Source organism: Bradyrhizobium sp. 1 (genome assembly GCF_023073315.1).
In the GTDB taxonomy this organism is placed as follows: domain Bacteria; phylum Pseudomonadota; class Alphaproteobacteria; order Rhizobiales; family Xanthobacteraceae; genus Bradyrhizobium.
On sequence record NZ_JADPJH010000022.1, the window covers coordinates 674,679 to 699,326 of the forward strand.

General features: G+C 64.1%; 22 protein-coding genes. 3 read left to right on the forward strand and 19 right to left on the reverse strand.

Annotated elements, in window-relative coordinates; translation table 11 throughout:
* Positions 1–6: 6 nt before the first annotated feature.
* From IVB29_RS19870 to IVB29_RS19920, 11 genes are all read right to left on the reverse strand, one after another.
* A complete protein-coding gene (locus tag IVB29_RS19870; RefSeq protein ID WP_247505051.1) occupies positions 7–498 on the reverse strand; it encodes an Hsp20/alpha crystallin family protein in 492 nt (163 codons plus the stop codon).
* Positions 499–575: 77 nt separating this feature from the next.
* Positions 576–1,037, reverse strand: a complete 462-nt coding sequence (locus IVB29_RS19875) for an Hsp20 family protein (RefSeq protein ID WP_247505052.1) — start codon at positions 1,035–1,037, stop codon at positions 576–578.
* 228 nt (positions 1,038–1,265) lie between these two features.
* Positions 1,266–2,756 (reverse strand): amidase, encoded by a 1,491-nt coding sequence (locus IVB29_RS19880; RefSeq protein WP_247505148.1) that lies wholly within the window; start codon positions 2,754–2,756, stop codon positions 1,266–1,268.
* Positions 2,757–2,771: 15 nt separating this feature from the next.
* Positions 2,772–3,569 (reverse strand): xanthine dehydrogenase family protein subunit M, encoded by a 798-nt coding sequence (locus tag IVB29_RS19885; protein WP_247505053.1) that lies wholly within the window; start codon positions 3,567–3,569, stop codon positions 2,772–2,774.
* 12 nt (positions 3,570–3,581) lie between these two features.
* Complete coding sequence (locus IVB29_RS19890) at positions 3,582–5,969, reverse strand: xanthine dehydrogenase family protein molybdopterin-binding subunit (RefSeq protein WP_247505054.1); 2,388 nt, start codon at positions 5,967–5,969, stop codon at positions 3,582–3,584.
* Positions 5,970–5,971: 2 nt separating this feature from the next.
* The gene (locus IVB29_RS19895; RefSeq protein WP_247505055.1) at positions 5,972–6,463 is read right to left on the reverse strand and encodes a (2Fe-2S)-binding protein; all 492 of its coding nucleotides are present in this window, start codon (positions 6,461–6,463) and stop codon (positions 5,972–5,974) included.
* A 21-nt stretch (positions 6,464–6,484) separates the two neighbouring features.
* Positions 6,485–7,591 (reverse strand): ABC transporter ATP-binding protein, encoded by a 1,107-nt coding sequence (locus IVB29_RS19900; RefSeq protein ID WP_247505056.1) that lies wholly within the window; start codon positions 7,589–7,591, stop codon positions 6,485–6,487.
* A gap of 8 nt (positions 7,592–7,599) precedes the next feature.
* Complete coding sequence (locus IVB29_RS19905) at positions 7,600–8,490, reverse strand: ABC transporter permease (RefSeq protein WP_247505057.1); 891 nt, start codon at positions 8,488–8,490, stop codon at positions 7,600–7,602.
* Positions 8,487–9,377 (reverse strand): ABC transporter permease, encoded by an 891-nt coding sequence (locus tag IVB29_RS19910; RefSeq protein ID WP_247505058.1) that lies wholly within the window; start codon positions 9,375–9,377, stop codon positions 8,487–8,489. The genes IVB29_RS19905 and IVB29_RS19910 overlap by 4 nt, the downstream gene beginning before the upstream one ends.
* Before the next feature lie 82 nt (positions 9,378–9,459).
* Positions 9,460–10,809 carry an extracellular solute-binding protein gene (locus IVB29_RS19915; RefSeq protein ID WP_247505059.1) on the reverse strand — a complete coding sequence of 450 codons (1,350 nt, stop codon included), beginning with the start codon at positions 10,807–10,809 and terminating at the stop codon, positions 9,460–9,462.
* Positions 10,810–11,136: 327 nt separating this feature from the next.
* Positions 11,137–12,438, reverse strand: a complete 1,302-nt coding sequence (locus IVB29_RS19920; RefSeq protein ID WP_247505060.1) for an MFS transporter — start codon at positions 12,436–12,438, stop codon at positions 11,137–11,139.
* A 355-nt stretch (positions 12,439–12,793) separates the two neighbouring features.
* Between IVB29_RS19920 and IVB29_RS19925 the strand changes: the two genes are divergently transcribed.
* Genes IVB29_RS19925 through IVB29_RS19935 form a run of 3 tightly spaced genes read left to right on the forward strand, consistent with a single transcriptional unit; the run spans position 12,794 to position 16,565 of the window.
* Positions 12,794–14,008, forward strand: coding sequence for an ABC transporter substrate-binding protein (locus IVB29_RS19925; protein ID WP_247505061.1), 1,215 nt, complete (start codon positions 12,794–12,796; stop codon positions 14,006–14,008).
* A 7-nt stretch (positions 14,009–14,015) separates the two neighbouring features.
* Positions 14,016–15,749 (forward strand): FAD-dependent oxidoreductase, encoded by a 1,734-nt coding sequence (locus IVB29_RS19930; RefSeq protein ID WP_247505062.1) that lies wholly within the window; start codon positions 14,016–14,018, stop codon positions 15,747–15,749.
* A 21-nt stretch (positions 15,750–15,770) separates the two neighbouring features.
* Entirely contained in the window at positions 15,771–16,565 is a 795-nt protein-coding gene (locus tag IVB29_RS19935; RefSeq protein WP_247505063.1) for an IclR family transcriptional regulator, read from the forward strand.
* Between the two features lie 159 nt (positions 16,566–16,724).
* Here IVB29_RS19935 and IVB29_RS19940 read toward each other — a convergent pair whose 3' ends face one another.
* From IVB29_RS19940 to IVB29_RS19975, 8 genes are all read right to left on the reverse strand, one after another.
* Positions 16,725–17,504, reverse strand: a complete 780-nt coding sequence (locus IVB29_RS19940) for an SDR family oxidoreductase (RefSeq protein WP_247505064.1) — start codon at positions 17,502–17,504, stop codon at positions 16,725–16,727.
* A 57-nt stretch (positions 17,505–17,561) separates the two neighbouring features.
* Complete coding sequence (locus tag IVB29_RS19945) at positions 17,562–18,152, reverse strand: thiamine pyrophosphate-dependent enzyme (protein WP_247505065.1); 591 nt, start codon at positions 18,150–18,152, stop codon at positions 17,562–17,564.
* On the reverse strand, positions 18,152–18,694 hold the full coding sequence (locus tag IVB29_RS19950; RefSeq protein ID WP_247505066.1) for a thiamine pyrophosphate-binding protein: 543 nt from the start codon (positions 18,692–18,694) through the stop codon (positions 18,152–18,154). The genes IVB29_RS19945 and IVB29_RS19950 overlap by 1 nt, the downstream gene beginning before the upstream one ends.
* 305 nt (positions 18,695–18,999) lie before the next feature.
* Positions 19,000–19,704 (reverse strand): GntR family transcriptional regulator, encoded by a 705-nt coding sequence (locus IVB29_RS19955; protein WP_247505067.1) that lies wholly within the window; start codon positions 19,702–19,704, stop codon positions 19,000–19,002.
* 109 nt (positions 19,705–19,813) lie between these two features.
* Positions 19,814–20,557: an aspartate/glutamate racemase family protein gene (locus tag IVB29_RS19960; RefSeq protein ID WP_247505068.1), complete on the reverse strand. Its 744-nt coding sequence runs from the start codon at positions 20,555–20,557 to the stop codon at positions 19,814–19,816.
* Positions 20,558–20,566: 9 nt separating this feature from the next.
* Entirely contained in the window at positions 20,567–21,832 is a 1,266-nt protein-coding gene (locus IVB29_RS19965; protein ID WP_247505069.1) for an FAD-dependent oxidoreductase, read from the reverse strand.
* Positions 21,833–21,835: 3 nt separating this feature from the next.
* Positions 21,836–23,497, reverse strand: coding sequence for a thiamine pyrophosphate-binding protein (locus IVB29_RS19970; protein ID WP_247505070.1), 1,662 nt, complete (start codon positions 23,495–23,497; stop codon positions 21,836–21,838).
* Between the two features lie 147 nt (positions 23,498–23,644).
* Positions 23,645–24,562, reverse strand: coding sequence for an NAD(P)-dependent oxidoreductase (locus IVB29_RS19975; RefSeq protein ID WP_247505071.1), 918 nt, complete (start codon positions 24,560–24,562; stop codon positions 23,645–23,647).
* Positions 24,563–24,648 lie beyond the last annotated feature (86 nt).

Sequence of the window (24,648 nt, forward strand, 5' to 3'; positions counted from 1 at the left end):
TTCACGCTAGTGCGTGTTGATCGCGATGCGCTTGACGTCTTCGCGCGCCTTCTCTGATTTCGGCAGCGACACGGTCAGGACGCCGTTCTTGAACGACGCCTCGGCCTTGTCTTCCTCGACGCCCTCCAGCGGGATCTGCCGCTCAAAGGCGCCGTAGTAGCGCTCGGTGAAGTACCTGCCTTCGCCATTGCGCTCCGCCTTCTTCTCGCCGCGGACGGTCAGGACGCCATTGGCGATCTCGACCTGAACGTCCTTCTCGGTCAGGCCGGGAAGCTCGGCCGAAACGGTCAGCGTCGTGTCGGTCTCGCTGAGCTCGACCTTCGGCCAGCCGAAACGACCCTCCATCAGCGGCGACAGGCTGGCCCCGCCGAAGCCGCGGAAGACGTCGTCGAACAGACGGTTCATCTCGCGATGAAGCGTCAGGAAGGGATCGAAGCTGTCGCGCGCGGGCGCGAGCTCCTGGTTCCTCGACCAGGGAATGAGATCACGAAAAGCCATGGTTCTCTCCTTGATGCATCAGGGAGCGCGGCCCGCGCATCCGCGCGCCGCGTTCCGCCATTGGATGGATCGAGCGCTTATGCCGCTTTCTTCTGCTCGATCTGCGATGCTGCAGGGGCGCCGCCCGAGATCGGAATCCGGCGGGGCTTCATGGCTTCCGGAAGCTCGCGGATGAGGTCGATGATCAGGAGCCCGTCCCGGAACGAGGCCTGCTTCACCTGGACGTAATCGGCGAGATTGAACACGCGCCGGAACGGACGCGCGGCGATGCCCTGGTAGAGGTATTCGCGCGCAGCGGTCTCGGGCTTGCGGCCCTCGATGCTAAGCGCATTTTGCTCGGCTGTGACCGTAATGTCGCTGGCGCCGAAACCCGCCACGGCAAGGCTGATCCGGTAATGGTCTTCGCCGGAACGCTCAATGTTGTAGGGGGGATAATGGTCCTCGGTCGCCTGGCGCAACGTGCTGTCGACGAGGTCGGCCAGGTGATCGAAGCCGATGCTGGAGCGCCACAGGGGCGCGAAGTCGAAACTGGTCCTCATAACCAAGTCCTCCTAAGAGCAAGATGGATACGAAGGAGCGCAAGACAGATCTCAGACTTGATCCGAAGACCGGCCCGGCGCCCGTGCCGGACCCGATTGAGCATCCGGCACACCGCTCTCGCGGCAAAAAATGAATTAGAAAAAGGCAAGTTGGTTTCAAGAGGCCGGTCAAAAAATTTTCGAGGGGCAGCCCGCCGCCAGCCTGCCGGTCCCAACCGCGGATTTCCCTCACCCCTTCGCCCGCGCGCGGGCTTCCTCCCGCAACGCCAGCTTCGGCCAGAACTTCGCCCAGGGCTGCGCCTGTTCGAACGCCGCGGCGATGCGGAAGATCGTGGGCTCATCCAGCCAGGGCGCGACGATCTGAAGGCCGATCGGCATGCCGTCGCGATCAAAGCCGCAGGGCAGCGTCGCGGCCGGGAGGCCGGCGAGATTGATCGGCCAGGTGAAAGGCGACCAGCCGAGATGTGGATCGACCTTGCTGCCGTCGATCATGCCGACGCCGATCTGGCCGGCCTCGAACGCTGTTACCGCAACTGTCGGCGTCACCAACGCATCGACGCGCTCGAACAATTTCACGAAAGCGCTGCGCGCCTGGCCGCGGCGGTAACCAGCCTCGATATAGTCCGTACCGCTGTAGCTGCGACCGGCGCTGACGACATCGCGATAATCGGCTTCGGAGCTTGAGAGATCGGCCGTGGTCTTGGTCGCAACCGCCGCCGCCTGCTCGGTGAAGGCGATCGGCTTCAGCGTATGCTCCAGAATGCCGGGATCGAGACCCGGACCATCCATGGTGACCTGCGCGCCGCAGGAATCGAGAATGGCGAGCGCCTTCTCGAACGCCGCACGCACCTCGGCGCTGATCGTAGCATAGCCGAGATCGGCGCTGGCGCCGATGCGGATGCCGTTCAACGGGGCGGCGCTGGTATCGAAGCGACGGGACGGCACGGGCAGACTCGCGGCATCGCGCATATCATAGCCAGCGATAATCTCCAGCGTCAGCGCGGCATCCGCAACCGTGCGCGTGATCGGCCCGGTATGGGCGAGCGAGGCCCAGGACGGCGGCGAGAAGCCGGGCGAGCGCGGCACGAGACCGAATGTCGGCTTCAATCCGAAAACACCGCAAAACGATGAAGGCACGCGGATCGAGCCGACACCGTCGGTGCCGATCGCAATCGGTCCACAGCCCGCAGCAACACCCGCTGCAGCGCCGCCGCTCGATCCGCCGCTGGTGCGGCCGGGATTCCAGGGGTTTCGCGTGGTGCCAGTGACGGGGCTGTCGGCCGTCAGCTTGTAGCCGGACTCGCAGGTCGTCGTCTTGCAGGTGATGATCGCACCTGACGCCTTCAGCGCCGACACCACGGCCGCATCGGCCTCGGGCACAAAACTCTTGTTCATCGGCGAGCCGCCATAAGCCGGCACACCCGCAACGAAGACCAGATCCTTGATCGTGACGGGTACGCCGGCGAGCGGCCCCTTGGCCTCGCCCGCACGCATCTCCTTCGTAAGACGATCGGCATCCGACCTCGCCTGCTCGTACATCGGCGTCACCACCGCGTTGCAGGTCTTGCTCGTCGCCTCCAGCGCAGCAATTGTGTCGTCAACGACATCGCGCGGAGTAAACGCCTTTCGCCGATAGCCGGCCATGATCTCGGCTGCAGAAAGCGCGCCAAGGCCAGTCGGCGCCGGCGGGAAGGCCGTTCGGCCGTTACCATCAGTCATCATCAACCCTGAGAGTTAGCTGAGCGCCGCGTCGACGGCGCGCTTGGCCATAATCGTGACGAGATGTGCACGGTAGTCGGCTTCCGCATGGATATCGGAGGTGAGGCCGTCGGTATCGATCTTGATCGCCGCGATCGCGGATGGATCGAAGTTTTGCGACAGCGCCGCTTCCATCGGCGGCACACGGAATACGCCGGAGCCCGCGCCCGTGACGGCGAGGCGGACGCCATCGGCGAATTTCGCGACGAACACGCCGACCAGCGCATAGCGCGAGGCCGGCGCCTTGAACTTGGCGTAGCCCGCCTTGAGCGGCACGGGAAAGCGGATCGCGGTGATGATCTCGCTGGGTTCAAGCGCCGTCTCGAACAGGCCGAGGAAGAACTTGTCGGCCGCGATCTCGCGCGTACTGGTGACGATGCCGGCGCCGAGGCCGAGTACGCCGGCGGGATAATCGGCCGCCGGGTCATTGTTCGCGACCGAGCCGCCGATGGTGCCGCGGCGGCGCACGGCGGGATCCCCGATCATGGACGCGAGTGCCGCAAGCCCCGGGATTTTCGACTGCACCAGCTTCGAAGCTGCCACCACCGCATGCGGCGTCATCGCACCAATAGTGATCGTGGCGCCGTCGTCGGTGATGCCTTTGAGGTTTCCGAGTTTGGAGAGATCGACCAGCGCCACCGGGCTGGCCAGCCGCTGCTTCAGCGTCGGAATCAGCGTCATGCCACCGGCAACGAGCTTGCTGTCCTCGATTGAGGTCAAAAGCTTGGCCGCGTCGGGAATTTGGTCGGGCTGGTGATAGGCAAACAGTTTCATGATCATCCTCCCTTATTCCGCGGCAACCGGCAGCGATGCGTTTTGAAGCAGCCGCCAGATCCGGTTCGGCGTCGCCGGCATGTCGACATGGGTGACGCCGAGATGCGACAGCGCATCGACCACCGCGTTGATGACGGCAGCCGGCGAGCCGATGGTGCCGACCTCGCCGCAGCCCTTCACGCCCATCGGCGTGTGCGTGCACAACGTCGAATGGGTCGCCACCTTCATCATCGGCATGTGATCGGCGCGCGGCATGCAATAGTCCATCAGCGAGCCCGACAGCAGCTGGCCGGAGCTTTCGTCATAGACTGCGTTCTCGAACAGCGCCTGGCCCACGCCCTGCACGATGCCGCCGTGCAACTGGCCCTCCACGATCATCGGATTGATCACCGTGCCGACGTCGTCCACGGCCGTGTAGTTGACGAGCGTCACCGTGCCCGTTTCCGGATCGACCTCGACCTCGGCGATGTGGCAGCCGCCGGGATAGGTGAAGTTGACGGGATCGTAATAGGCTTGCTCTTCCAGCCCCGGCTCCAGCACCTCGAGCGGATAATTATGCGGCACATAGGCCGCGCCCGCGATCTCCTCGAACGTCTTGATGCGGTCGGTGCCCGCGACCGAAAACTTGCCGGCCTCGAACTGGATATCGACTTCGGCCGCCTCTAACAGATGCGCCGCGATCTTCTTGCCCTTGACGATCACCTTGTCGGTCGCCTTCGACAGCGCGGCGCCACCGACCACCAGGGAGCGCGAGCCATAAGTGCCCATGCCGAACTGCACGCGGTCGGTATCGCCGAACACGATGTCGACATCCTCAAAGGACACGCCGAGCTTTTCGGAAACGATCTGTGCGAACGTCGTCTCGTGGCCCTGGCCGTGATTGTGGGTACCGATCATCACCGTCACCTGGCCGGTCGGATGCACGCGCACGGTGGCGCTTTCATAGAGGCCGCCGCGCGCGCCGAGCCGCCCCGCGAAGCGCGAGGGCGCAAGGCCGCAGGCCTCGACATAGGTGGAGTAACCAAGCCCACGGAATTTGCCCTTGCTGGCCGACGCCGCCTTGCGCACGCCAAAACTCTTGACGTCGGCCGCGACCAGCGCGCCGTCGAGGCAGCCCATCGGATCGCCGGAATCGTACTGCACCAGCACCGGCGTCTGATACGGATAGGCCTCCTTCGGGATCATGTTGCGGCGGCGGATCTCGACGCGGTCGATGCCCATCTCGCTGGCCGCGACATCGACCATGCGCTCCAGCACGAACGTGGCTTCGGGCCGGCCTGCGCCGCGATAGGCGTCAACAGGCACGGTATTGGTGAACACCACCTTCACGTTGCAGTAGATCGCGGGCGTGGTGTAGACGCCGCCGAGCAAGGGGCCATAGAGGTTGGTCGGGATATTCGGTCCGAAGGTCGAGAGATAGCCGCCCATATTGGCGAGCGTGTTGACGCGGAATGCGAGAAACTTTCCGGTCTCGTCCAGCGCAAGCTCGGCCTCGGTGACGTGATCGCGGCCGTGGCGGTCAGACACATAACCTTCTGAACGGCTCGCCACCCATTTGATCGGCCGATGTACCCGCTTGGCGGCCCAGGTGATCACGGCCTCCTCGCCGTAGTGGAACTGCTTGACGCCAAAGCCGCCGCCGACGTCGGGCGCCACCACGCGCAGCTTGTGCTGCGGGATGTTGAGCACCAGCGCGCCCATCAGGAAGCGCACCACGTGGGGGAACTGGCTGGTGGTCCACAGCGTGAAGCGGTCGGTGCCGGGCTCATACTCCGCGACCGCCGCGCGCGGCTCCATCGGATTGCCGATCAGGCGGTTGTTGACGAGACTGAGCTTTGCGACATGCGCCGCCTTGCGGAATGCGGTCTCGACCGCGGCCTTGTCGCCAAGCTCCCAGTCGCAGCAGATGTTGTTGGGCACGTCGTCGAACAATTGCGGCGCACCAGGCCGCACAGCTTCGAGCACGCCAACGACCGAGGGCAGCACCTCATAGTCGACACTCAGCAGCTCGGCCGCAGCATTCGCCTGCTCCGGCGTCTCCGCGATGACGAAAGCGACCATGTCGCCGACGAAGCGCACCTTGCCCTGCGCCAGCATCGGGAACGGCGGCTCCTTCATCGGCACACCCTGAGCGTCCGAGATGCCCCAGCCGCAAGGCAGCGAGCCAAGCTTGTCGGCCGCAACATCCTCGCCGGTCAGCACCGCGATGACACCGGGTGCAGCCAGCACCGCGCTCTTATCGATGCCGCGCAGCACCGCATGTCCGTGCGGCGAGCGCACGAACACGCCCGCCGTCATTCCGGGACGCTTGATGTCCGAAACGTAATTGCCGCGGCCGGTGAGGAAGCGCTGATCTTCCTTGCGTTTCGGTGAGGCGCCGATGCCGATCACATTGCCCATGGTCACTCTCCCTTGGCGGCGTTCATGGCGGCAGCGCCGGCCATCACGGAAACCACGATGTTCTGGTAGCCGGTGCAGCGGCAGATATTGCCCTCGAGGCCGTGGCGAACATCTGCCTCAGTGAGGTCCGGCTTCTCGGTGGCCAGTGCAACCGCCGTCATCAACATGCCCGGCGTGCAGAAGCCGCACTGCAGGCCGTGATGCTCGCGAAACGCCTCCTGCATCGGATGCAGCTGGTTCGAACCGGACGTGCCTTGCAAACCTTCGATGGTGAGCAGCGTCGCGCCGTCGAGCGCGGGCGCCAGCAGCGTGCAGCTCTTCACGGGAAGGCCGTCGAGATGCACCACGCAGGCGCCGCACTGGCTGGTGTCGCAGCCGATATGGGTGCCGGTGAGGTGGAGCTGCTCGCGCAGCAGCTCGGCGACCAGCGTCGCCGGTTCGACGTCGACGGTGGTTGGCCGGCCGTTGAGTGTAAAGGATATCTGCACGGTCATGCTCCTGTGCGCGACGGGTCTTTAGGCGAGTGGAAGCGCGCTGCCGGTGGCCCATGTGGCCATCACGACATCGCCGACGGTGAAAGGATCTGCGAAAAACGTCTTTTCCGGCACGTAGGCGACGAACTCGTCGTCCGGTACGGTGTCGAGCATAACCTTGACGAAGTACCCCTGGTATTCGATCGCGAGAACGCGGCTCGGCAGCGAGGTGGTACAGCCCGTTGGCAGCTCCCTGCCCGGCCTGACCAGCTCCACGTCGTCGCGGCGCACGGCGATATCGACCTTGTCGCCGACCTTGACGGTCGAGCGCGCCTGGAGCGGCACCTCGATGCCATCAGGCGCGGCCTGTGCGAGCGTGAAGCTCGCACCGTTGACCTTTTCGACCCGTCCCGACAGTACATTCTGGCCGCCCATGAATTCGGCGACATATCGATCATGCGGATGGGCGTAGACATCGCGCGCAGCGCCTGCCTGCTTGATCTTGCCCTGCTCCATCACCACGACGAGATCAGCGAGCGCGATTGCCTCGAGCTGGGTGTGGGTGACGTGAATAAAGGTGATGCCGAGCTCTCGCTGCATGCGGCGCAGTTCCTGCCGCATCTGGACGCGGAGCTGCTCGTCGAGCGCCGACAGCGGCTCGTCGAGCAGCAGCACCCGCGGCTCGGTGATCGCGGCGCGTGCCAGCGCCACGCGCTGCTGCTGACCGCCGGAGAGCTGCGCCGGCAGGCGGTCGGCGAATTGTGTCAGCCGCACCTTCTCGATCATGGCGTCCGCGGCACGCAGGCGATCGGTCTTGGACTGGCCCCGTACGCGCAACGCAAAGGCGATGTTCTCGCGCACGGTGAGATGCGGAAATAGTGCGTAGGACTGGAACATCATGGCCGTGCGCCGCTGCACCGGTGCGAGCCCGACGACATTCTGGCCGCCGATGACGATCTCGCCGGCCGTCGGATCTTCATGTCCCGCGATCATGCGCAAAATCGTGGTCTTGCCGCAGCCGGAGGGGCCGATGAAGCAGCAATAGGCGCCGTCGGCGATCTTGAGGTTAACGCCGTCGACCACATTGGTGATGCCGTCAAAGCTCTTGCAGACGCCTGCCAGTTCGATATCGCCGCGATCGCTCTTCATTTCCTGACTCAACCTCTTACCCGGCTGCCGCGCTTCTTCTGGATCAGCACGATGCTGCCGAGGCTGGCGCCGATGACGATGAAGGAAACGATGGTGGTCACCGTACCCAGCGCGTAGAGCGAGGGCGAGGTGACGTTCAGCGTCATGCTCCAGATTTCCAGCGGCAGCGTATTGAGGGAGCCTGCGGTCTGGAGACTGCGCGCGAACTCGTCATACGACAGCGTGAAGCCGAACAGCGCGACGGCGACGAGGCCGGGCGCGAGCACCGTAATCATCACCAGCCGGATCGACTGCCAGCGGCTGGCGCCGAGATCGTAGGCCGCTTCCTCCCAGACGTGGTCGAAGCGCGACATCACCGCGAACATCACGAGCACGCCAAACGGCAGTGTCCAGGACAGCTGCGCGCCCAGCGCCGAGGTGTACCAGCTCGCGTTGAGGCCCAGCGCCTGGAACAGGAGCCCGGTGCCGAGGCCGAGCACGAGACCGGGCGCGACCAGACTGCCGATCATCATGTAGAAAACAAACGTGTCGCCGCAAAAGCGCTTCCGAAAGCCGAGCCCGGCGAGGAACGAGACCGCCACCGTGATGATGGTGACGATGACGGCCAGCTTGATCGAGCGGTCGAATGAGCCCTTGACGTCGCCGGTCCGCACCTGGGTGAAGAGGTCGACGAACCAGTGCAGCGAGTGGCCCTTCATCGGGAAAACGAGGCCGCCGCGGATGTCCTGGAACGACAGGATGTAGATGCAGAACATCGGACCGTAGAGCGCGATCACGTAAAGCGAAAACAGCGTCGCCAGCACGTAGAACGTCCAGGGACGTCCGCCTTTGCTCGGCGCGATCGCCTTGGTCGTCTCGGGCGCGACACTGTCGGGCATGTCGGCGAGAACCGCGCTCATCGCGTGATCTCCTGCCGGATGTCGACGGTGCGCAGGATCAACGAGACGATGGCCACCAGCACCAGGGTCAGCAGCACGGCGCTCGCGGCTGCGGTCGGATATTGCAACACGCCGACGTCCTCGTAGAACGCGCTGACCACCGAGGCCGAGCCGCCGCCGGACATCACCTTGACCACGAAGAAGTCGCCCATCACGATCGAGACCACGAAAATGGTGCCGAGCGCGATGCCGCTCTTGGACATCGGCACCACGATCAGGCGCATGATGTCGAATCGGCTGGCACCGGCATCGATCGCGGCTTCGATCAGCTTCTTGTCGATCCGCGCCATGGAGTTGAAGATCGGCACGATCATGAAGATCGTGAGCTGGTGGACATAGGCGATGACCACCGCGAGATCGGAGAACAGCAGCACCTCCAGCGGCTGGCGGATCACGCCGAGTGCCAGCAGCGCCTGATTGATCAGGCCTTCCTTGCCGAGCAGTGGAATCCAGGAAATCATCCGGATGATGTTCGAGGTCCAGAACGGCACCGTGCAAAGCAGGAACAGGCCGATCGCAAGCAGCTGGTTGCGGACGTGGAAGACGAGGAAATAGGCGACGAAGAAGCCGATGATCAGCGTGAAGACCCAGGTTAGCGCCGTGAACTTGATGGTCGCCAGATACAGTTTTAGCGTCAGCGCCGAATGCAGCACATCGATGTAGCTCGCCAGCGTGAAATCGGGCGTGAGCCCGCCAAAACCGTCGGTGGCGAAGAAGCTCGCGGCAAGCACCACCAGGATCGGCGCCACGAAGAACGGCACCAGCACCAGAACCAGCGGCGACACGTAAAGCCAACCGGCGAGATTTGCGCGTGGTGGAGTTTGAGCTGAACTTGGACTTGGCTGCATGTCAGCGAACGCCTCGAAGTCTATCTTGTCGCACCGGCGCGTCACGGCGCCGGTGCATCGTTCAAATCAGGCAAAGCAGGTTTCACGCCACCTTGAAGTCGTTCCAGCGCTTGTTCATGTAGGCGGCCTCGTCCATCAGCGTGTTCCAGCACGAGATGTTCTTGACGCGGTCGAGGAACGAGCCGCCGTCACGCTTGGTGCCGGCCTTCTCCATCGGCACGCCATAGGGATCGTTGATGACTTCAGGCGCGGGCTTGCCGTCGTACCAGAAGTCCCATTCGGCCGCGGTCAGGAATTTCTTCGCGGTCGACGGCACCGGGCTGTAATAGCCGTAGCGTCCGACAAAGCCGCCCTGCCAGCCCGACAGATACCAGTTGAGATATTCGTAGGCGGCATCGAGCTTCTTGCCGGAGAGATGTTTCATCAGGCCCATGCCGTTGCACCAACCGCGATAGCCTTCCTTGCCGTTCTTGACGTTGACAGGCGCGTAGACGCAGGGGATTTCCTTGACGCGGACGGCGGCGACCGCCGGCGACCACATCGACTGGATCACCACTTCGCCTGCGGCCATCAGCTGCACCGACTGGTCGAAGGTGGTCCAGGTCGCGCGGAACTGGCCCTGCTTCTTCAGCTCGATCAGCTTGTTGCAGGTGAAGTCGATTTCCTCCTTGGTCATGTTGCCCTTGTTGCCGTACTTGATCAGCCCGGCGCTTTCGAAGCAGAGCGCGGCATCCATGATGCCGATCGCGGGCACGTCGAGGATCGCGGCCTTGCCCTTGAATTTTGGATCGATCAAATCCTTCCACTCGGTCACTTCATGACCGACGAGATCGGGGCGATAGCCGATGGAGTCGGCGTTGTAGACCTGCGGCAGGAAGGTCGCCCATTCCGTGACGCCGTCATTCAAATCGGTTGAATCCGGCTTCGCGATATACATCGCCTCATAGGGCGAGATGCCCTGGCGCGGGATCTTGTGGCCGTCGATCTCGCCCTTGGTGAAGATCGGCAGGATGTTGTCGAACTCCTTGATCTTCTTGACCTCGATACCCTGGATCACAGAACGCTTGGCGGCGAGCTTGGCCTGCCAACCCTCGAGATCGGCGATGTCGACCGTATTTGGCTGGCTTATGAAGCGATTGATGGCGGCGGAGGTGTCGAGATTCTGCATCGTCACCTTGAAGCCAAGGTCCTTGGCCGCCTGATCGCCGATGGCCTTCACCACCGAATAGGACACGCCGACATGGCGCAGCTCGATGTCCTTGATTTCCTGCGCCCAGATGGTCGGGAATCCGCGGATCGCGTCCGACCCAGCGGCGGCGCCCGCAACGGCGGCCGCCCCCTTCAACAGTGTGCGCCGGCTCAGTTTTTTCGTCGACTTCGCTGACGTTCCCGCCGGATCGGAAATGAATGTCCTCTTAGCCCCATCAGACATGGCAACCCTCGTTGGCTACGATGAACGCTCGCACCGGTCGCCATTGACCGGCTGCTTATGTGATCAGTTGCGCGCGAAGCTAGGGGCAGGATTTTGCGAAGTAAAATTGGAAGTAAAAATCCGCCGCATAAACGCGGCTAATGGATCAGGCCGCTGCATCGGCTTTTGGCAACCCGCATAAGAAGACGTCAGGACGTGCATACAAGGCTGTGCGAACGACCGTGCGGGCCCGTTCACGCGGCAAGAGTGGTCGGATTTGCGACACGGATTGCCGCAACGTTGTGCGCGGCGGGCGCCTGCGACGAAGCCGCGCGCCGCCGACCGATGTCAGGACTTCAGCGCATCCTTCGCCGTTTCCGGCGCCATCAATGTCGCGATGATCGTGATAATCGACAGTGCGATGATGTAGACCGACACCGGCCAGTACGAGCCGGCCCATGCCAGCAATGCGGTTGCGATCAACGGCGAGAAGCCGCCGCTCAGCGCAGCCGCGACGTTGGCACCGAGCGATGCGCCGCTGTAGCGCACCTGGGTGCGGAACAGCTCCGGCATGAACGCGGCCTTCGGCCCGAACAGCAGCGCGTGCGTCAGCGTCATCGTGACGACGAGAGCGAAAGTGATCAGCGCCGGCTCTTTGGTGTCGAGGAACCAGAATAGCGGAAACGCCAGCGCCACCGAGAACACGCCGCCGGCGAGATACAGCGCCTTGCGGCCAAAAATGTCGGAGAGCCAGCCGGCGAGCGGCAGTGTCGCGAACTCGACGATCGCGGCATAGACCACGGCATTCAGGATCACCTGCCGTGGCAGGCCGAGTTTTGTGGTGGCGTAGACCACGGTGAAGACGGTGAGGAGATAAGCGAGCCCGACCTCCGACACCGTGATGCCGACCGCGAGCAGAAAACTGCGCCAGTCGCGGCGCAGCACTTCCATCACCGGCTGCGCCAGCACTTCCTTGCGCTCGACCACGTCCTTGAAGTGCGGCGTCTCGGCGAGCCTCAGCCGCACGATGAAGCCGACGCCGACCAGCAGAATGCTGATCCAGAACGGCACGCGCCAGCCCCAGCTCATGAAGTCGGCCTCGGGCAATTGCGTCATCAGGGCAAAGATGCCGGTGGAGGCGGCAACGCCGACGGGAAAGCCGATCTGCACCAGGCTGCCGTAGAAGCCGCGGCGGTTTCCCGCATGCTCGATCACCATCACGACGGCGCCGCTCCATTCGCCGCCGAGCCCGATGCCCTGGATGAACCGCAGCATGATGAGGAAAATCGGCGCCCAGACGCCGATCTGGCCGTAGGTCGGGAGGCAGCCGATCAGGAAGGTGCCGAGCCCCATCGCGATCATGGTCGCAACCAGCATCTTCTTGCGACCGAGCCGGTCGCCGTAATGCCCAATGATCGCACCGCCGATCGGCCGCGCCACGAAGCCGACCGCATAGGTCGAGAACGCCGCCAGCGTCCCGACGAAGGGATCGAAAGTCGGGAAGAACAGCTTGTTCAGCACCAGCGCGGCGGCCGTGCCGTAGATCAGGAAATCGTACCACTCGATCGCAGTACCGAGCGCGCTCGCCCACACCACATGCGCCGTCGTCGATTTCTCCGCCGAAGCAGAGACCCCCGTTGCTGCCGTCATGCCACGCCCCACAGATTCCAGCGGGCATCATGGCCAATCGGGATGCTGGTTGCAACCTGCGGAGGTGTTTGCTCTGACCAGGATCACAGCGCGATGCTTTTGCACCCCACTGCTCCCACACCCGTCATTGCGAGGAGCCCTTGCGACGAAGCAATCCAGACTCTCCGCGGAAAAAGTCTGGATTGCTCCGCTGCGCTCTTGAAGCAGTCGCGCGCATTTTTCCGCGACGTTGTCCCGGCGACCGTGGAACCCAGCCGAATCCACAATTCGCCATTGACAAACTAATTCGCTAATATCTAATCACAGTCAGAATAACCGGCCGCGCCAAGCGGCCCATAAAAGAGAGGGAACGACGATGAGAGGGTTTTTGGCCTGCGCCATGCTCGCGGCCATGACTTCGGCTGCCATGACCACAGTCGCGAACGCGCAAGTCTCCGACGACGCGGTGCGGATCGGCGTGCTGACGGACCTGTCGAGCTGGGGCCGCGACAACAGCGGGCCGGGCTCGGTCGAAGCCGCAAAAATGGCGGTGGAGGAATTCGGGCCGACCGTGCTCGGCAAGCCGATCGAGATCATCAGCGCCGACCACCAGATGAAGACCGACGTCGGCGTGCAGATCGTGCGCGGCTGGTTCGACAACGGCAAGGTCGACGCCGTTGTCGACATCCCCAATTCCGGCATCGCGATCGCCGTGCACAACATGGTGCGCGAGCGCAACAAGATCGCGCTGCTCTCCGGGCCCGGCGCAAGCTCGCTCACCGACGAGCTGTGCAGCCCGAACACAGTGCACTTCACCTACGACACCTACGCGCTGTCCAAGGTGACGGCCTCTGCCGTGATCAAGGAAGGCGGAAAGTCCTGGTACTTCATCACCGCCGACTACGCCTTCGGCCAGCAGCTCGAAAAGGACGCGACCCGCTTCATCAACGAGATGGGCGGCAAGGTGCTCGGCGGCGTCAAGCATCCGACCAACACCGCTGACTTCTCCTCGTTCGCGCTGCAGGCGCAGAGCTCGAAGGCCGACGTGGTCGCCTTCGCCAATGCCGGCCAGGACACCGACAACGCCATCAAGCAGTCCGGCGAGTTCGGCCTGGTTCAGGGCGGCCAGAAGCTCGTTGGCCTCCTGATGTTCGACACCGACGTGCATGCGGTCGGCCTCAAGGCTGCGCAGGGCACCTACATGACCACGGCTTCCTACTGGAACATGGACGAGGCAACCCGCGCATGGTCCAAGAAGTTCTACGAGCGGACCAAGGTGATGCCGACCATGATCCACACTGGCGTTTACGGCTCGGTGCTGCATTATCTCAAGGGCATCAAGGCTGCCGGCACCGATGATCCCGCCAAGGTGATGGCCAAGATGCGCGAGCTGCCGATCGAGGATACCTTCGTCCATGGCGGCAAGCTGCGCGAGGACGGCCGCGTCATCCGCGACATGTATCTGGCCAAGGTGAAGTCGCCCGAGCAGTCCAAAGAACCCTGGGATTATCTGGAGATCGTCAAGACTGTGAAGGGCGAGGACGCCTTCCGCCCGGTCTCCGAATCCAAATGTCCGCTCTTGAAGAAGTGAGGCCCGCATGACCAGCAACGAGCGCAACGCAAGCGACACATACGAGTGCGATGTGCTCGTGGCCGGATCGGGCTGCTCCGGCATGTCGGCCGCGATCACCGCGCGTTATCGCGGCCTCGACGTGCTGATCGTCGAGAAGGAGCCGCGCTTCGGCGGCACCACCGCCCGCTCCGGCGGCTGGCTGTGGATCCCCGGCACCTCGCTCGCAAAAGCTTATGGCATCGAGGAGACACCCGAACAGGCGCGCACCTATCTGCGGCACGAGGCCGGCAACAATTTTGACGCTGCGCGCGTCGATGCTTTCTTAAGCGCCGGCCCGGAGGCAGTCGATTTCTTCACGACCAGGACGGCGCTGCAGTTCGACATGCCGCTGGTGTTTCCGGACTATGACGCCGAAGCGCCGGGCGGCGCACAGGGCGGCCGCTCCATGGTGACGCGGCCGTTCGACGGCCGCGAGCTCGGCGACCAGATCAAGACGCTCGGCATGCCGCTGCCCGAGCTCACCGTATTCGGTATGATGCTGGGCTCCGGCAAGGAGATCATTCATTTCATGCGCGTGACGAAGTCGCTGAATTCGGCGGTTTACGTTGCCAAACGGCTGTCGCGCCACTTCATGGACGTGCTGCGCTATGGCCGCGGCATGACGCTCACCAACGGCAATGCACTCGCCGGGCGTCTCGCCAAATCCGCGCAGGACCTCAAGATTCCGATGTGGCTGTCCGCGCCGGTGCGCGAGCTGACTGTCGAGAACGGCACTGTCACCGGCGCCATCGTTTCGCGCGAAGGACGCGACGTTCGTATCCGTGCAAGGCAAGGCGTCGTGCTCGCCTGCGGGGGCTTCCCGCATGATGTGGAACGCCGGAAAAAAATGTTTCCGCACGCGCCGACCGGCAACGAGCATTATTCGCCGGGACCGACCGGCAACACCGGCGATGGCCTGCGCCTCGCCGAAAGCGCCGGCGGACATGTCGAGGATCGCCTGCCGAATGCGGCGGCATGGGTGCCGGTGTCGCTCACCACGCGCAAGGACGGCTCGAAGGGCGTGATGCCGCATTTCATCGATCGCGCCAAACCCGGCGTGATCGCGGTGATGCGCGACGGCAAGCGCTTTGCCAATGAGGGCAACTCCTATCACCACTTCGTCCAGGCCATGGTCAAGGCGGCCAAGCCCGGCGAGGAGATCGCCGCGTTTCTCGTCTGCGACCACCAGGCGCTGCGAAAGTACGGCCTCGGCTGCGTGCCTCCGTTCCCGATGCCGCTGGGTCATCACCTCAAGACCGGCTACCTCATGCGCGGCGACACGCTGGAGGCGCTGGCGGCGAAGGCAGGCATTGATGCCAAGGCCTTCACCGAGACCGTCAAGCAGTTCAATGCGACCGCACCGCAAGGCCATGACGCCGCTTTCGGCAAAGGTTCAAGAGCCTATAACCGCTACCAGGGCGACGCGATGCACGGCCCGAACCCCTGCGTCGCGCCGATCGAGAACGGTCCGTTCTACGCCATCAAAATGGTGATCGGCGATCTCGGCACCTATGCCGGCATCGTCACCGACGAGAACGCGCGCGCGCTCGACGCCGAGGGACGGGTGATTCCCGGGCTCTACGCCGCCGGCAACGACATGGCGAGCATCATGGGCGGCAATTATCCCGGCGCCGGCATCACGCTTGGGCCAGCGCTGACCTTCGGCTACATTGCCGGCCGACATCTCGCCGACAGCGCCGCCAAGCGCGACGCGGCGTAAGCGAGCCACGCCAGGAGGCGCATGAAGAGAGAGAGTCGCGGCATCCAGTCGATCGAGGTCGGCGGAGAACTGCTCCGGGCGCTTGCCCGCAGCGGCGAGCCGATGATGCTGCGCGATCTCGCGCGGGAAGCCGGCATGACGCCGGCCAAGGCGCATCCTTATCTCGCCAGCTTCTCCCGCATCGGACTGATCGAGCAGGACGAGACCACCGGCCGCTACGAGATCGGCGCACTCGCGCTGGAGCTCGGGCTGATCAGCCTGCGCCGTCTCTCCGGCGTCCGCATCGCGCAGCCGAAGATCGCCGCGCTCGCGAGCCAGATCGGACACGCGGTCTCGCTGGCGGTCTGGGGCACGCATGGCCCGACCGTGGTGCAGCTGGAAGAGCCCGGCCAGCCCATGCACATCGTGATGCGCGCGGGCTCGGTGATGGCGCTGCTGGAGACCGCTACCGGCCGCGCCTTTGCGGCCTTCTTGCCGGAGAAGACGATCAACGCGGCGCTCGAAAGCGGCCTCGACCGCCATGGCGTCGGCTACAATCCGAAGCGTGCCGTGAAAGGTGCGAAGGTCACCGAGATGCTCACCGAGGTGCGCAAGCACGGCCTCGCCCGTGCACTCGGCGATCCTCTGCCCGGCGTCAATGCGTTCTCAGCACCCGTGTTCGACCATTCCGGCCATGTCGCGCTGGTCATCACCGCGATGGGACCGGAGGGCACTTTTGATGCGCGCTGGGACAGCCCGATCGCGCATGCGCTGCGCGACTGCGCCGGCGGCATTTCGAAGCGGCTGGGCTACGGAATGACGGTGGCAGCGGAGTGAAGGGCAAACCGCCCGCACCACTACCGCTGTCATGCTCCGCGAAAGCGGGGCATCCAGTACGCCGCGGCCCATCGGCTCTATCACTGCTGTCACGGCGTACTGGATCGCCCGGTCAAGCCGGGCGATGACAGCGAGTGTGGGGCGACCTTCCGCGTCCCCCTACTTATCCTTCACCGGTACCGTGTAATTCAGGATCAGCCGGCCACCATCCGGATAGATCGTCTGCCCGGTGATGTAGGACGCATCATCACTCGCGAGGAATGCAACAACCGAAGCAACTTCGCTTGGTTCGCCGCCACGACCGGCCGGCGTGCGCGACATGACCGTCTTGCGGGCATCCTCCGAGGTGTAGATCGACGACGCCACCATGTCGGTCAAAATCGTGCCCGGCCCGACCGCGACGACGCGAATGTTGTGCGGGGCGAGCGCGACGGCGGCGACCGAAGTCAGCTGCTTCATGCCCCCCTTGGACATCGCGTAGGTCGCAAGCGCCGGGATCGCCAGCAATGCGTTCACCGAGGACATGTTGATGATGACCCCGCCGCCGCCTTGCGCGATCATCTGCTTCGCCGCTGCCTGCACGCCGAAGAATGCACCCTTCAAATTGATACCGATGATTTCGTCGAATTCCTCTTCGGAAATCTCCAGGATGTCCCGGTTGCGGGCAACGCCGGCATTGTTGACCATGATGTCGAGCCGGCCGAACTCCTTCACGGCAGTTGCGACGAGCCCATCGACATCGGTGCGCTTGGCAACATTGCCAACGACGGTGCGCAAGGCATCCGGCCGTCCCAGCTCGGCGGCAGTGGCGGCGAGGCCCCCGGCATCGACATCCGAGATGACGACCTTGACGCCGTCGTCCAAAAATCTCTTTGCGCAGGCCTTGCCGATGCCGCGCGCCGCGCCGGTGATGGCGGCGACCTTGCCGGATAATTTCATAGTCTCACTCCAGGGATAGCTGCTTGGGCAGCGAACTATCCCGGAGAGGACCCCGGTTCAAGCCGCCGCGAAGCCGAGATGAGCACGGAACCGGTTCTTGATAAAGACGGCATCGCGCGAGGGCAGCGAACGCGGCGGATTTTCCGCCAAAACCTTGATGACGAAGAGCCGCGGGCCTTCCGCCGGTTCGGCGATTTGCGCAGCAAGACGCTCCACCTCGCCCGTCGTCCGCACGGTTCCAGTCGCGGCGAAACCGCAGGCGGCGGCGATCGCGGTGAGATCGACGCCGCGCCCCGTGTGGCTCGCCTGCATGCCGGTCTCGCCAAAATGCTGATTGTCGATCACGACAATGTCGAGATTGCGCGGCCGCGCGACGCCGATGGTGGCGAGACCGCCAAGGCCCATCAGTTGTTCGCCGTCGCCGGTCAAGGCGAGGACGCGCTTGCCCGGCTGTGCCTGAGCCAGCCCAAGGCCGATCAGCGCGGCGCCGCCCATGGCGCCCCAGAGATAGAAATTTCCGTCGTGGTCGCCGACCGAATGCAAATCGTAGGTGGGCGAGCCGAGGCCGGAGACAACCAGCGTGTCCTTGCGATTCTTCAGGAGAACGGCGACAGCGGCGCGGCGGTCGAGTTGAGCTTGCATGGACATCACCACTTCTTCTTGCCGATCAGGCGTTGCCCGATCAGGACCGCGATCTGCTGGTCAGACTCGTAGGCGAGCGACGCCGCGGATTCGACGGTCTCGACCAGATCGTCCGGCGTCTCCGCGCGCATCACCTTCAGGCCGATCGCCTCCAGCGACGGCTGCGTCGCCCGGCTCATCGGCACCTGCCAGGGATTGAACTCGGCCCATTCGCCGCGCATCGTCACCAGCATCAGCAGCGGAAATCTTCCAATCGCCGACAGCGACAGCATGTTGATGCAATTGCCGACCCCGCTCGACTGCATCAGCAGCACGCTGCGCTGGCCGCCGAGCCAGGCGCCTGCGGCGATGGCAATGCCCTCCTCTTCCGTCGTCAGCACGTTGGTGGTGACGTCGGGGTCTGCGGAGAACATGCGGATGAGCTGGCTGTGGCCGGCATCCGGCACGTACGACATCTGCCGCACGTCGGCGGCTTTCAGGATGCGATGGAGCTCGGACGGCCAGTCGTCGCTGGTACGTGTATCAGGATTCGGTTGAGGGCTGTGCACCGCTTGTCTCCGTGAATTTCGAGGGCACACTAGCGATGCTCGCGTGTGAAAGCTCTGACCGTCTGGCATGAGCAGATATCGAGGGATTGTATAGCTGCGGGAAGGGCGCGCTGCGCATTGCGGCGCCCTCGCCCCTTGCGGGAGAGGGCATCACCGCAGGTGGACACATACTCACTGGGGTGAGGGGTATCTCTCCGCGTACTCGGATGCATCGATACACGCCGAGAGATACCCCTCATCCGGCGCTTCGCGCCACCTTCTCCCGCAAGGGGAGAAGGGAAGGACAGCGTCACTGCGGCTCGAAGCTAGTTCGCCGCCGACCTCGCCGCAGCCGGCATATAGATCTGCGCGTAGCCTTCCTTGATCGCCGACGTGATGCGATCGAGGCGACGGTCGATGTGCTTTTCCAGCACAGAGACGCAAGCCTCTTCGTCGCGTGCCTTCAAGCCCTCGACCACGGCACGATGCTCGGCCTGGGTGTTGGAGCGGTTGATGCTGTCCATATCGATCCAGCGCACGAAGCGGATGCGGGCGTTGACGTTGCGCAGGACGCGCAGCATCTCGGCATTGTTCGACATCCCCATCAGCCGCTCGTGAAAAGTCTCATCGAGCTCGACCAGCTCGACTGAGGAACGCTCGCCGGGATCGGGGCCGGTGGCTTCGAGGAATTTCAAGAGCGCATCGATGTCCTCGTCCTTGGCGCGCTTGATAGCGAGACGGACCGAGGCGACCTCGATCGACTTGCGCAGCTCGTAGAGATCGAAGATCTCGTGGGCGTCGAGCTCGCGGCAGAAAAAACCCTTGCCCGGCGTGAAGCGCAGAAAGCCTTCGGTGTTGAGACGGTTGAGCGCTTCGCGCAGCGGCGTGCGACTGACGCCGAGGCGCTTGGCCAGCTCACCTTCGTTGAGTCGCTCGCCCGGCTTGAACTCGTAGCTCACGGCCATCGCCTTGAGCTGTTCATAGACGCGATCGACGATACTATCGGAAACCAGTTCTACGTTGCTCATCATCAGCTGCATTCATGCCCGAACACAGCCCAATATACCGGGGCTGTGGGAGTGATTGCAATGCAAACGACAGTTTAGCGCAGCTTGTGCAGAGCTTTACGACAGCCGGACTTCAGGCGAAGGCGCGCGGGCGCAGTCCAGCATGAAACCAGGTGATCATGGAATAGATGTCATAGACCGGCAATCCCACTTCGGCCTGCAAAGCTGCTGCATAAGGAGGCATGTTGGTGCATTCGAGCACGATGGCGCCGATATCAGGGTTTTTGGCGACAAGCTGCTTGCCAGCCTCGACCACGTCACGCTCCGCCTGCGCAACGTCCATATCGTCCTTCTCGGCCTTGATCAGGACGCGAAAAAACTCCTTGCCGTTCTCGGTGCCGACCAGCGGCGTATCGAGCGGCACGCCGGCGCCTTCGAGATGGGCTGGCGTCAAGGTCGAGCCCGACACCGTGACGAGGCCGACACGCTTGCCTGGCGGCAAGGTCGCCTGCACCCACGGCACCTGCATCAGCGACGAGGTCGCAACGGGAACGCCAACAGCCGCGGCGATCTCCTTCTGGAACAGCGAGAGGAATCCGCAATTGGTGGTGATGGCTTCGGCCCCGAGCCGCACCAGATCCTTGGCCGCATCAATGAAATCAGGCAGCAAGCCGGCCGCGCCCTTCAGCACCACCTTCTCCGGCGAAGCACCGCTCACCACGCGATAGAGCACGGGGAAAGGCCAGGTCGTGCCATTGCCCATGTCGCCGGGAATGCGGGGGAAGCGCGCTTCCAGCATCAGGATGCCGAGCGGCGCGCCATAGATGGCCTTGCCGCCGCGGGCGATACGAGAAGGCGAGCTGGCTGGAGTGGTCATGATGCGATCTCAGAGAAAGCGAGTGGGCGCGAACGGCGCAAGCGGAATTTCCGGCTGCTTGCCGCTCAGAAGCTGCGCGACGAGACGGCCGGTGCGGGCCGAGCCGACCAGGCCGACATGGCCGTGGCCGAAGGCGTAGACGATATCACGCGAGGCCCGCGAATGGCCGATGCAGGGAAGCCCATCGGGCATGCTCGGCCGATGGCCGAACCATGTCTTGATGCGCGAGGCCGGAATGTCCTTCGGCAGCTTTGGAAACATGCTGAGGAGGTTGTTGCGCAAAATCTCGGCGCGTTTCCAGTTCGGCGCGGCTTCGAGGCCGGCGATCTCGACCGTGCCGGCGGCGCGCAGGCCCTTGTCGGTCCAGTTCACCACCATCTTGGCATCGGACGCCATCATCGAGCTGCGCGGACCTGATTCCGGGTTCTCGATCATGACGTGGTAGCCGCGCTCGGTTTCGAGCGGCAAGGAATCGCCGACCGATGCGGTCAGCCGCTTCGAATGCGCGCCGGCGGCGACGACCGCGGCATCGCAGGGAATCTCGCCGGTCTCGGTAACGACGGCAACGAGCTTGTTGCCGGAAAGCTTGAGGCCGGTCGCCTTGGCGCGCACCAGCGTCACGCCGCTGGCGAGCGCATGCTGGGCAAGGGCGGCAATGTAAGCACCGGGATCGCGGCAGCGGCCGGCCTCCTCCACCACCACGCCAAAGGTGTAGCGCGGATGTAGCTCCGGCTCGCGCTGACGCATCTCGTCGGCATTCAGCTCCAGCCATTCCACGCCGACCTTCTTGCGCAGGCGCCAGCCGAGATCGTTGTCAAAATTGCCGCGCGACGGGAAGACATGCATCACGCCGTTGCGCTCCACCAATTCGGGGACGCCGGCTTCTTCCGCAAGCTTCCGGTGCAGCAGCGGCGCGTCCTTCAGAAGGTCACGCAGCGCAAACGCCGTCTGCTCGACCCGCGCCTCGGTCCAGCCCGAGAGCAGATATTTGATCAGCCAAGGCAGCGCCTTTGGCAGATACGACCAGCGGATCGCGAGCGGGCCGAGCGGGTCCATCAGATAGCCCGGCACCTTCTTCCAGATACCCGGCTCGGCCGGCGGGATCACCGAATGCGAGGAGAGCCAGCCGGCATTGCCGTAGCTCGCCGCCTGTTCGCCACCGGGCTCGCCCGCATCGATCAGCGTGACGCGATGACCCTCGCGCAGCGCCTCGATGGCGCTGATCACGCCGACCGCACCGGCTCCGATGATGGCAACATGGCGGCCTTCGGGCATCGCTTACGCTTTCACCGCAGGCGCAAAATCCTTGCCGACCGACATCGCACGGGGATCAATGATGCAGTGGAGAATCGACGGCTTGCCCGAGGCGAGCGCGCGCTCGAACGCCGGCGCGAACTCTTCGGTGCGCTCGACGCGCTCGCCATGACCGCCGAACGCTTTTGCGTACATCGCGAAGTCAGGGTTCTTGAGCTGGGTGCCGACGACGCGACCGGGATAGTCGCGTTCCTGGTGCATGCGGATGGTACCGTATTGCGAATTGTCGACGACGATCACGACCAGCGGAACGTCGTACTGCACGGCGGTCGCGAACTCCTGGCCGTTCATCAGGAAGCAGCCATCGCCGGCGAAGGCAACGACGGTGCGATCCGGATATTGCCGCTTGGCGAGCACCGCCGCCGGCACGCCATAGCCCATCGAGCCCGAGGTCGGTGCGAGCTGGGTTGCAAAGCTGTGAAAGCGGTGGTGGCGATGGATCCAGCCGGCATAATTGCCGGCGCCGTTACAGACGATCGCGTCCTTGGGCAGACGGTCGCGCAGCCAGGTCATGACCTGGCCATACTGGAAATTGCCCGGCAGCTCGCGCGCCTTGTCGGTCCAGGCGAGGTAATCGGCATGCGCCTTGGGGGCCTCGCCCTTCCAGGCAACCGTGCCTGAAGGCTTCAGCGTCTCGACGGCGGCAGCGAACGCGGCGGGTGTTGCCTGAATCGCAAGCTCGGGCTGATAGACGCGGCCGAGCTCTTCCGAGCCGGGATGCACATGAATCAGCTTCTGCTTCGGCGTCGGAATGTCGAACAGCGTGTAGGACGAGGACGGCATCTCCGACATGCGGCCGCCGATGAGGAGAATGACATCGGCATTGTCGATGCGCGCCTTCAGGCCGGGGGCCGGTCCGATGCCGAGATCACCGGCATAATGCGAATGATCGGCGTCGATCAGCGACGCGCGGCGGAACGAGGTCGCAACCGGCAGGTCGAAGCGTTCGGCAAACCGCGCGATGCTCTTGGTGGCCTCATCGCTCCAGCGCGAGCCACCGAGAATGACCAGCGGCGCCTTGGCGCTCGCGAGCATCGCACCGACACGCTCAATGTCAGCAGGCGCCGGCCAGCTCACCGCCGGCTCGATGCGCATGGCGTCGGCAACAGCGGCGGTCTCGGTCAGCATGTTCTCGGGCAGCGAAATCACAACCGGGCCCGGGCGGCCCTGCATGGCGACGCGGAAGGCGCGCGCGACCAACTCCGGAATGCGGTCGGGGCGATCGATCTCGACGGCCCACTTCGCCATGGTGCCGAATACCGCCTTGTAGTCGAGCTCCTGGAACGCCTCGCGCTCGAGCATGCCGGTGTCGACCTGGCCGACGAACAGGATCATCGGGGTCGAGTCCTGCATCGCGATGTGGACGCCGTGGCTGGCATTGGTGGCGCCGGGGCCGCGGGTCACGAAACAGATTCCGGGGCGCCCGGTCAGCTTGCCATAGGCTTCCGCCATCATCGCGGCGCCGCCTTCGGCGCGGCAGATCACGACGTCGATCGGGCTGTCATGCAGCGCGTCGAGGGCCGCCAGATAGCTCTCGCCCGGCACGCAGGTGACGCGGTCGACGCCCTGGGCAACCAGCTGGTCGATCAGGATCTGGCCCCCGGTGCGGGTGTTGCGAATGGTCATGACGGCTCCCTGCAGGCTTTGGCGATGCACATCACGGCTCCGCGCAGATTTTGTTCCGAGGTGGCGTAGGACAGGCGGACAGGGCGCGCAAGATCGAAAGGCTTCTCGGACCCTGCGCAGGCATCATGCCCGCCCCTGTTGTTTGCACTACCGTCCATTCGCGATGATGCGGCGGCAATGATTGAGCGCGGCGCCGATGAGGTTGTCGCTCGCCTCCGGGGTGCGGAACGCCGAATGCGCCGACAGCGTCACGTTCGGCAGTTTTGTGAGCGGATGGCCCGCCGGCAGCGGCTCGACGGTGAAGACGTCGAGGCCAGCATGCGCGATGTGACCGGAGCGCAGCGCATCACACATCGCGTCCTCGTCGACGACGGCGCCGCGTGCCGTGTTGATCAGGATGCTGCCGGGACGCATCAGCGCGATGCGCTCGCGCGATAGAAAACCTTTGGTCTCGTCGTTGAGCAGCAGGTGCAGCGAGACGACATGGCTTTCCGCGAGCAGCTTCTCCAGCGAAACGAATTCGACGCCCGGATGCGTCTTCGGCGACCGGTTCCAGGCGATCACCTTCATGCCGCAGCCCGCCGCCATGCGCGCGGCTTCGGCGGCGATGCCGCCAAAGCCAATCAGCCCCAGCGTCTTACCGGTGAGCTGGAGCGCATCGCGACGCAGCCAGTTGCCGTCGCGCATGCCTCGGTCCATCTCGCCAAAACTCTTGGCGGAGGCCCACATCAGAGCGATCGCACATTCGGCCACCGCCGTGTCGCCATAGCCCTTGATGGTGTGAACGGCGATGCCGCGTTCAGCCAACTCATCCGGATTCATGTAGCTGCGCGCGCCGGTACCGAGAAAGACCACATGTTTGAGCGCCGCGCACTGCGCGGCGACCGCCGTCGGCACCGCGGTGTGATCGACGATCATGATCTCGACGCCTTCCATGAGACGTGGCAGGTCGTCGGACGTGATGGACGGATTGCGGTTGATGCCGACCGGAAGCTCGTCGCCGCGGAGCAGCTTTTCAGTCACGGCAGCAAGGGTTTCGTTGGCGTCGACGAACAGGGCGCGCACGGGCTTCTCTTTCATACTCGGAAGAAGAAATACTACCTTGCATTTAGTCCTGAATACAAGAATAGTCCAGAAGCCGGCTGAACTCT

Coding starts and splice junctions, on each gene's coding strand:
- IVB29_RS19870 (WP_247505051.1), bottom strand. CDS start 498: ATGGCTTTTCGTGATCTCATTCCCTGGTCGAGGAACCAGGAGCTCGCG.
- IVB29_RS19875 (WP_247505052.1), bottom strand. CDS start 1,037: ATGAGGACCAGTTTCGACTTCGCGCCCCTGTGGCGCTCCAGCATCGGC.
- IVB29_RS19880 (WP_247505148.1), bottom strand. CDS start 2,756: ATGACTGATGGTAACGGCCGAACGGCCTTCCCGCCGGCGCCGACTGGC.
- IVB29_RS19885 (WP_247505053.1), bottom strand. CDS start 3,569: ATGAAACTGTTTGCCTATCACCAGCCCGACCAAATTCCCGACGCGGCC.
- IVB29_RS19890 (WP_247505054.1), bottom strand. CDS start 5,969: ATGGGCAATGTGATCGGCATCGGCGCCTCACCGAAACGCAAGGAAGAT.
- IVB29_RS19895 (WP_247505055.1), bottom strand. CDS start 6,463: ATGACCGTGCAGATATCCTTTACACTCAACGGCCGGCCAACCACCGTC.
- IVB29_RS19900 (WP_247505056.1), bottom strand. CDS start 7,591: ATGAAGAGCGATCGCGGCGATATCGAACTGGCAGGCGTCTGCAAGAGC.
- IVB29_RS19905 (WP_247505057.1), bottom strand. CDS start 8,490: ATGAGCGCGGTTCTCGCCGACATGCCCGACAGTGTCGCGCCCGAGACG.
- IVB29_RS19910 (WP_247505058.1), bottom strand. CDS start 9,377: ATGCAGCCAAGTCCAAGTTCAGCTCAAACTCCACCACGCGCAAATCTC.
- IVB29_RS19915 (WP_247505059.1), bottom strand. CDS start 10,809: ATGTCTGATGGGGCTAAGAGGACATTCATTTCCGATCCGGCGGGAACG.
- IVB29_RS19920 (WP_247505060.1), bottom strand. CDS start 12,438: ATGACGGCAGCAACGGGGGTCTCTGCTTCGGCGGAGAAATCGACGACG.
- IVB29_RS19925 (WP_247505061.1), top strand. CDS start 12,794: ATGAGAGGGTTTTTGGCCTGCGCCATGCTCGCGGCCATGACTTCGGCT.
- IVB29_RS19930 (WP_247505062.1), top strand. CDS start 14,016: ATGACCAGCAACGAGCGCAACGCAAGCGACACATACGAGTGCGATGTG.
- IVB29_RS19935 (WP_247505063.1), top strand. CDS start 15,771: ATGAAGAGAGAGAGTCGCGGCATCCAGTCGATCGAGGTCGGCGGAGAA.
- IVB29_RS19940 (WP_247505064.1), bottom strand. CDS start 17,504: ATGAAATTATCCGGCAAGGTCGCCGCCATCACCGGCGCGGCGCGCGGC.
- IVB29_RS19945 (WP_247505065.1), bottom strand. CDS start 18,152: ATGTCCATGCAAGCTCAACTCGACCGCCGCGCCGCTGTCGCCGTTCTC.
- IVB29_RS19955 (WP_247505067.1), bottom strand. CDS start 19,704: ATGATGAGCAACGTAGAACTGGTTTCCGATAGTATCGTCGATCGCGTC.
- IVB29_RS19960 (WP_247505068.1), bottom strand. CDS start 20,557: ATGACCACTCCAGCCAGCTCGCCTTCTCGTATCGCCCGCGGCGGCAAG.
- IVB29_RS19965 (WP_247505069.1), bottom strand. CDS start 21,832: ATGCCCGAAGGCCGCCATGTTGCCATCATCGGAGCCGGTGCGGTCGGC.
- IVB29_RS19970 (WP_247505070.1), bottom strand. CDS start 23,497: ATGACCATTCGCAACACCCGCACCGGGGGCCAGATCCTGATCGACCAG.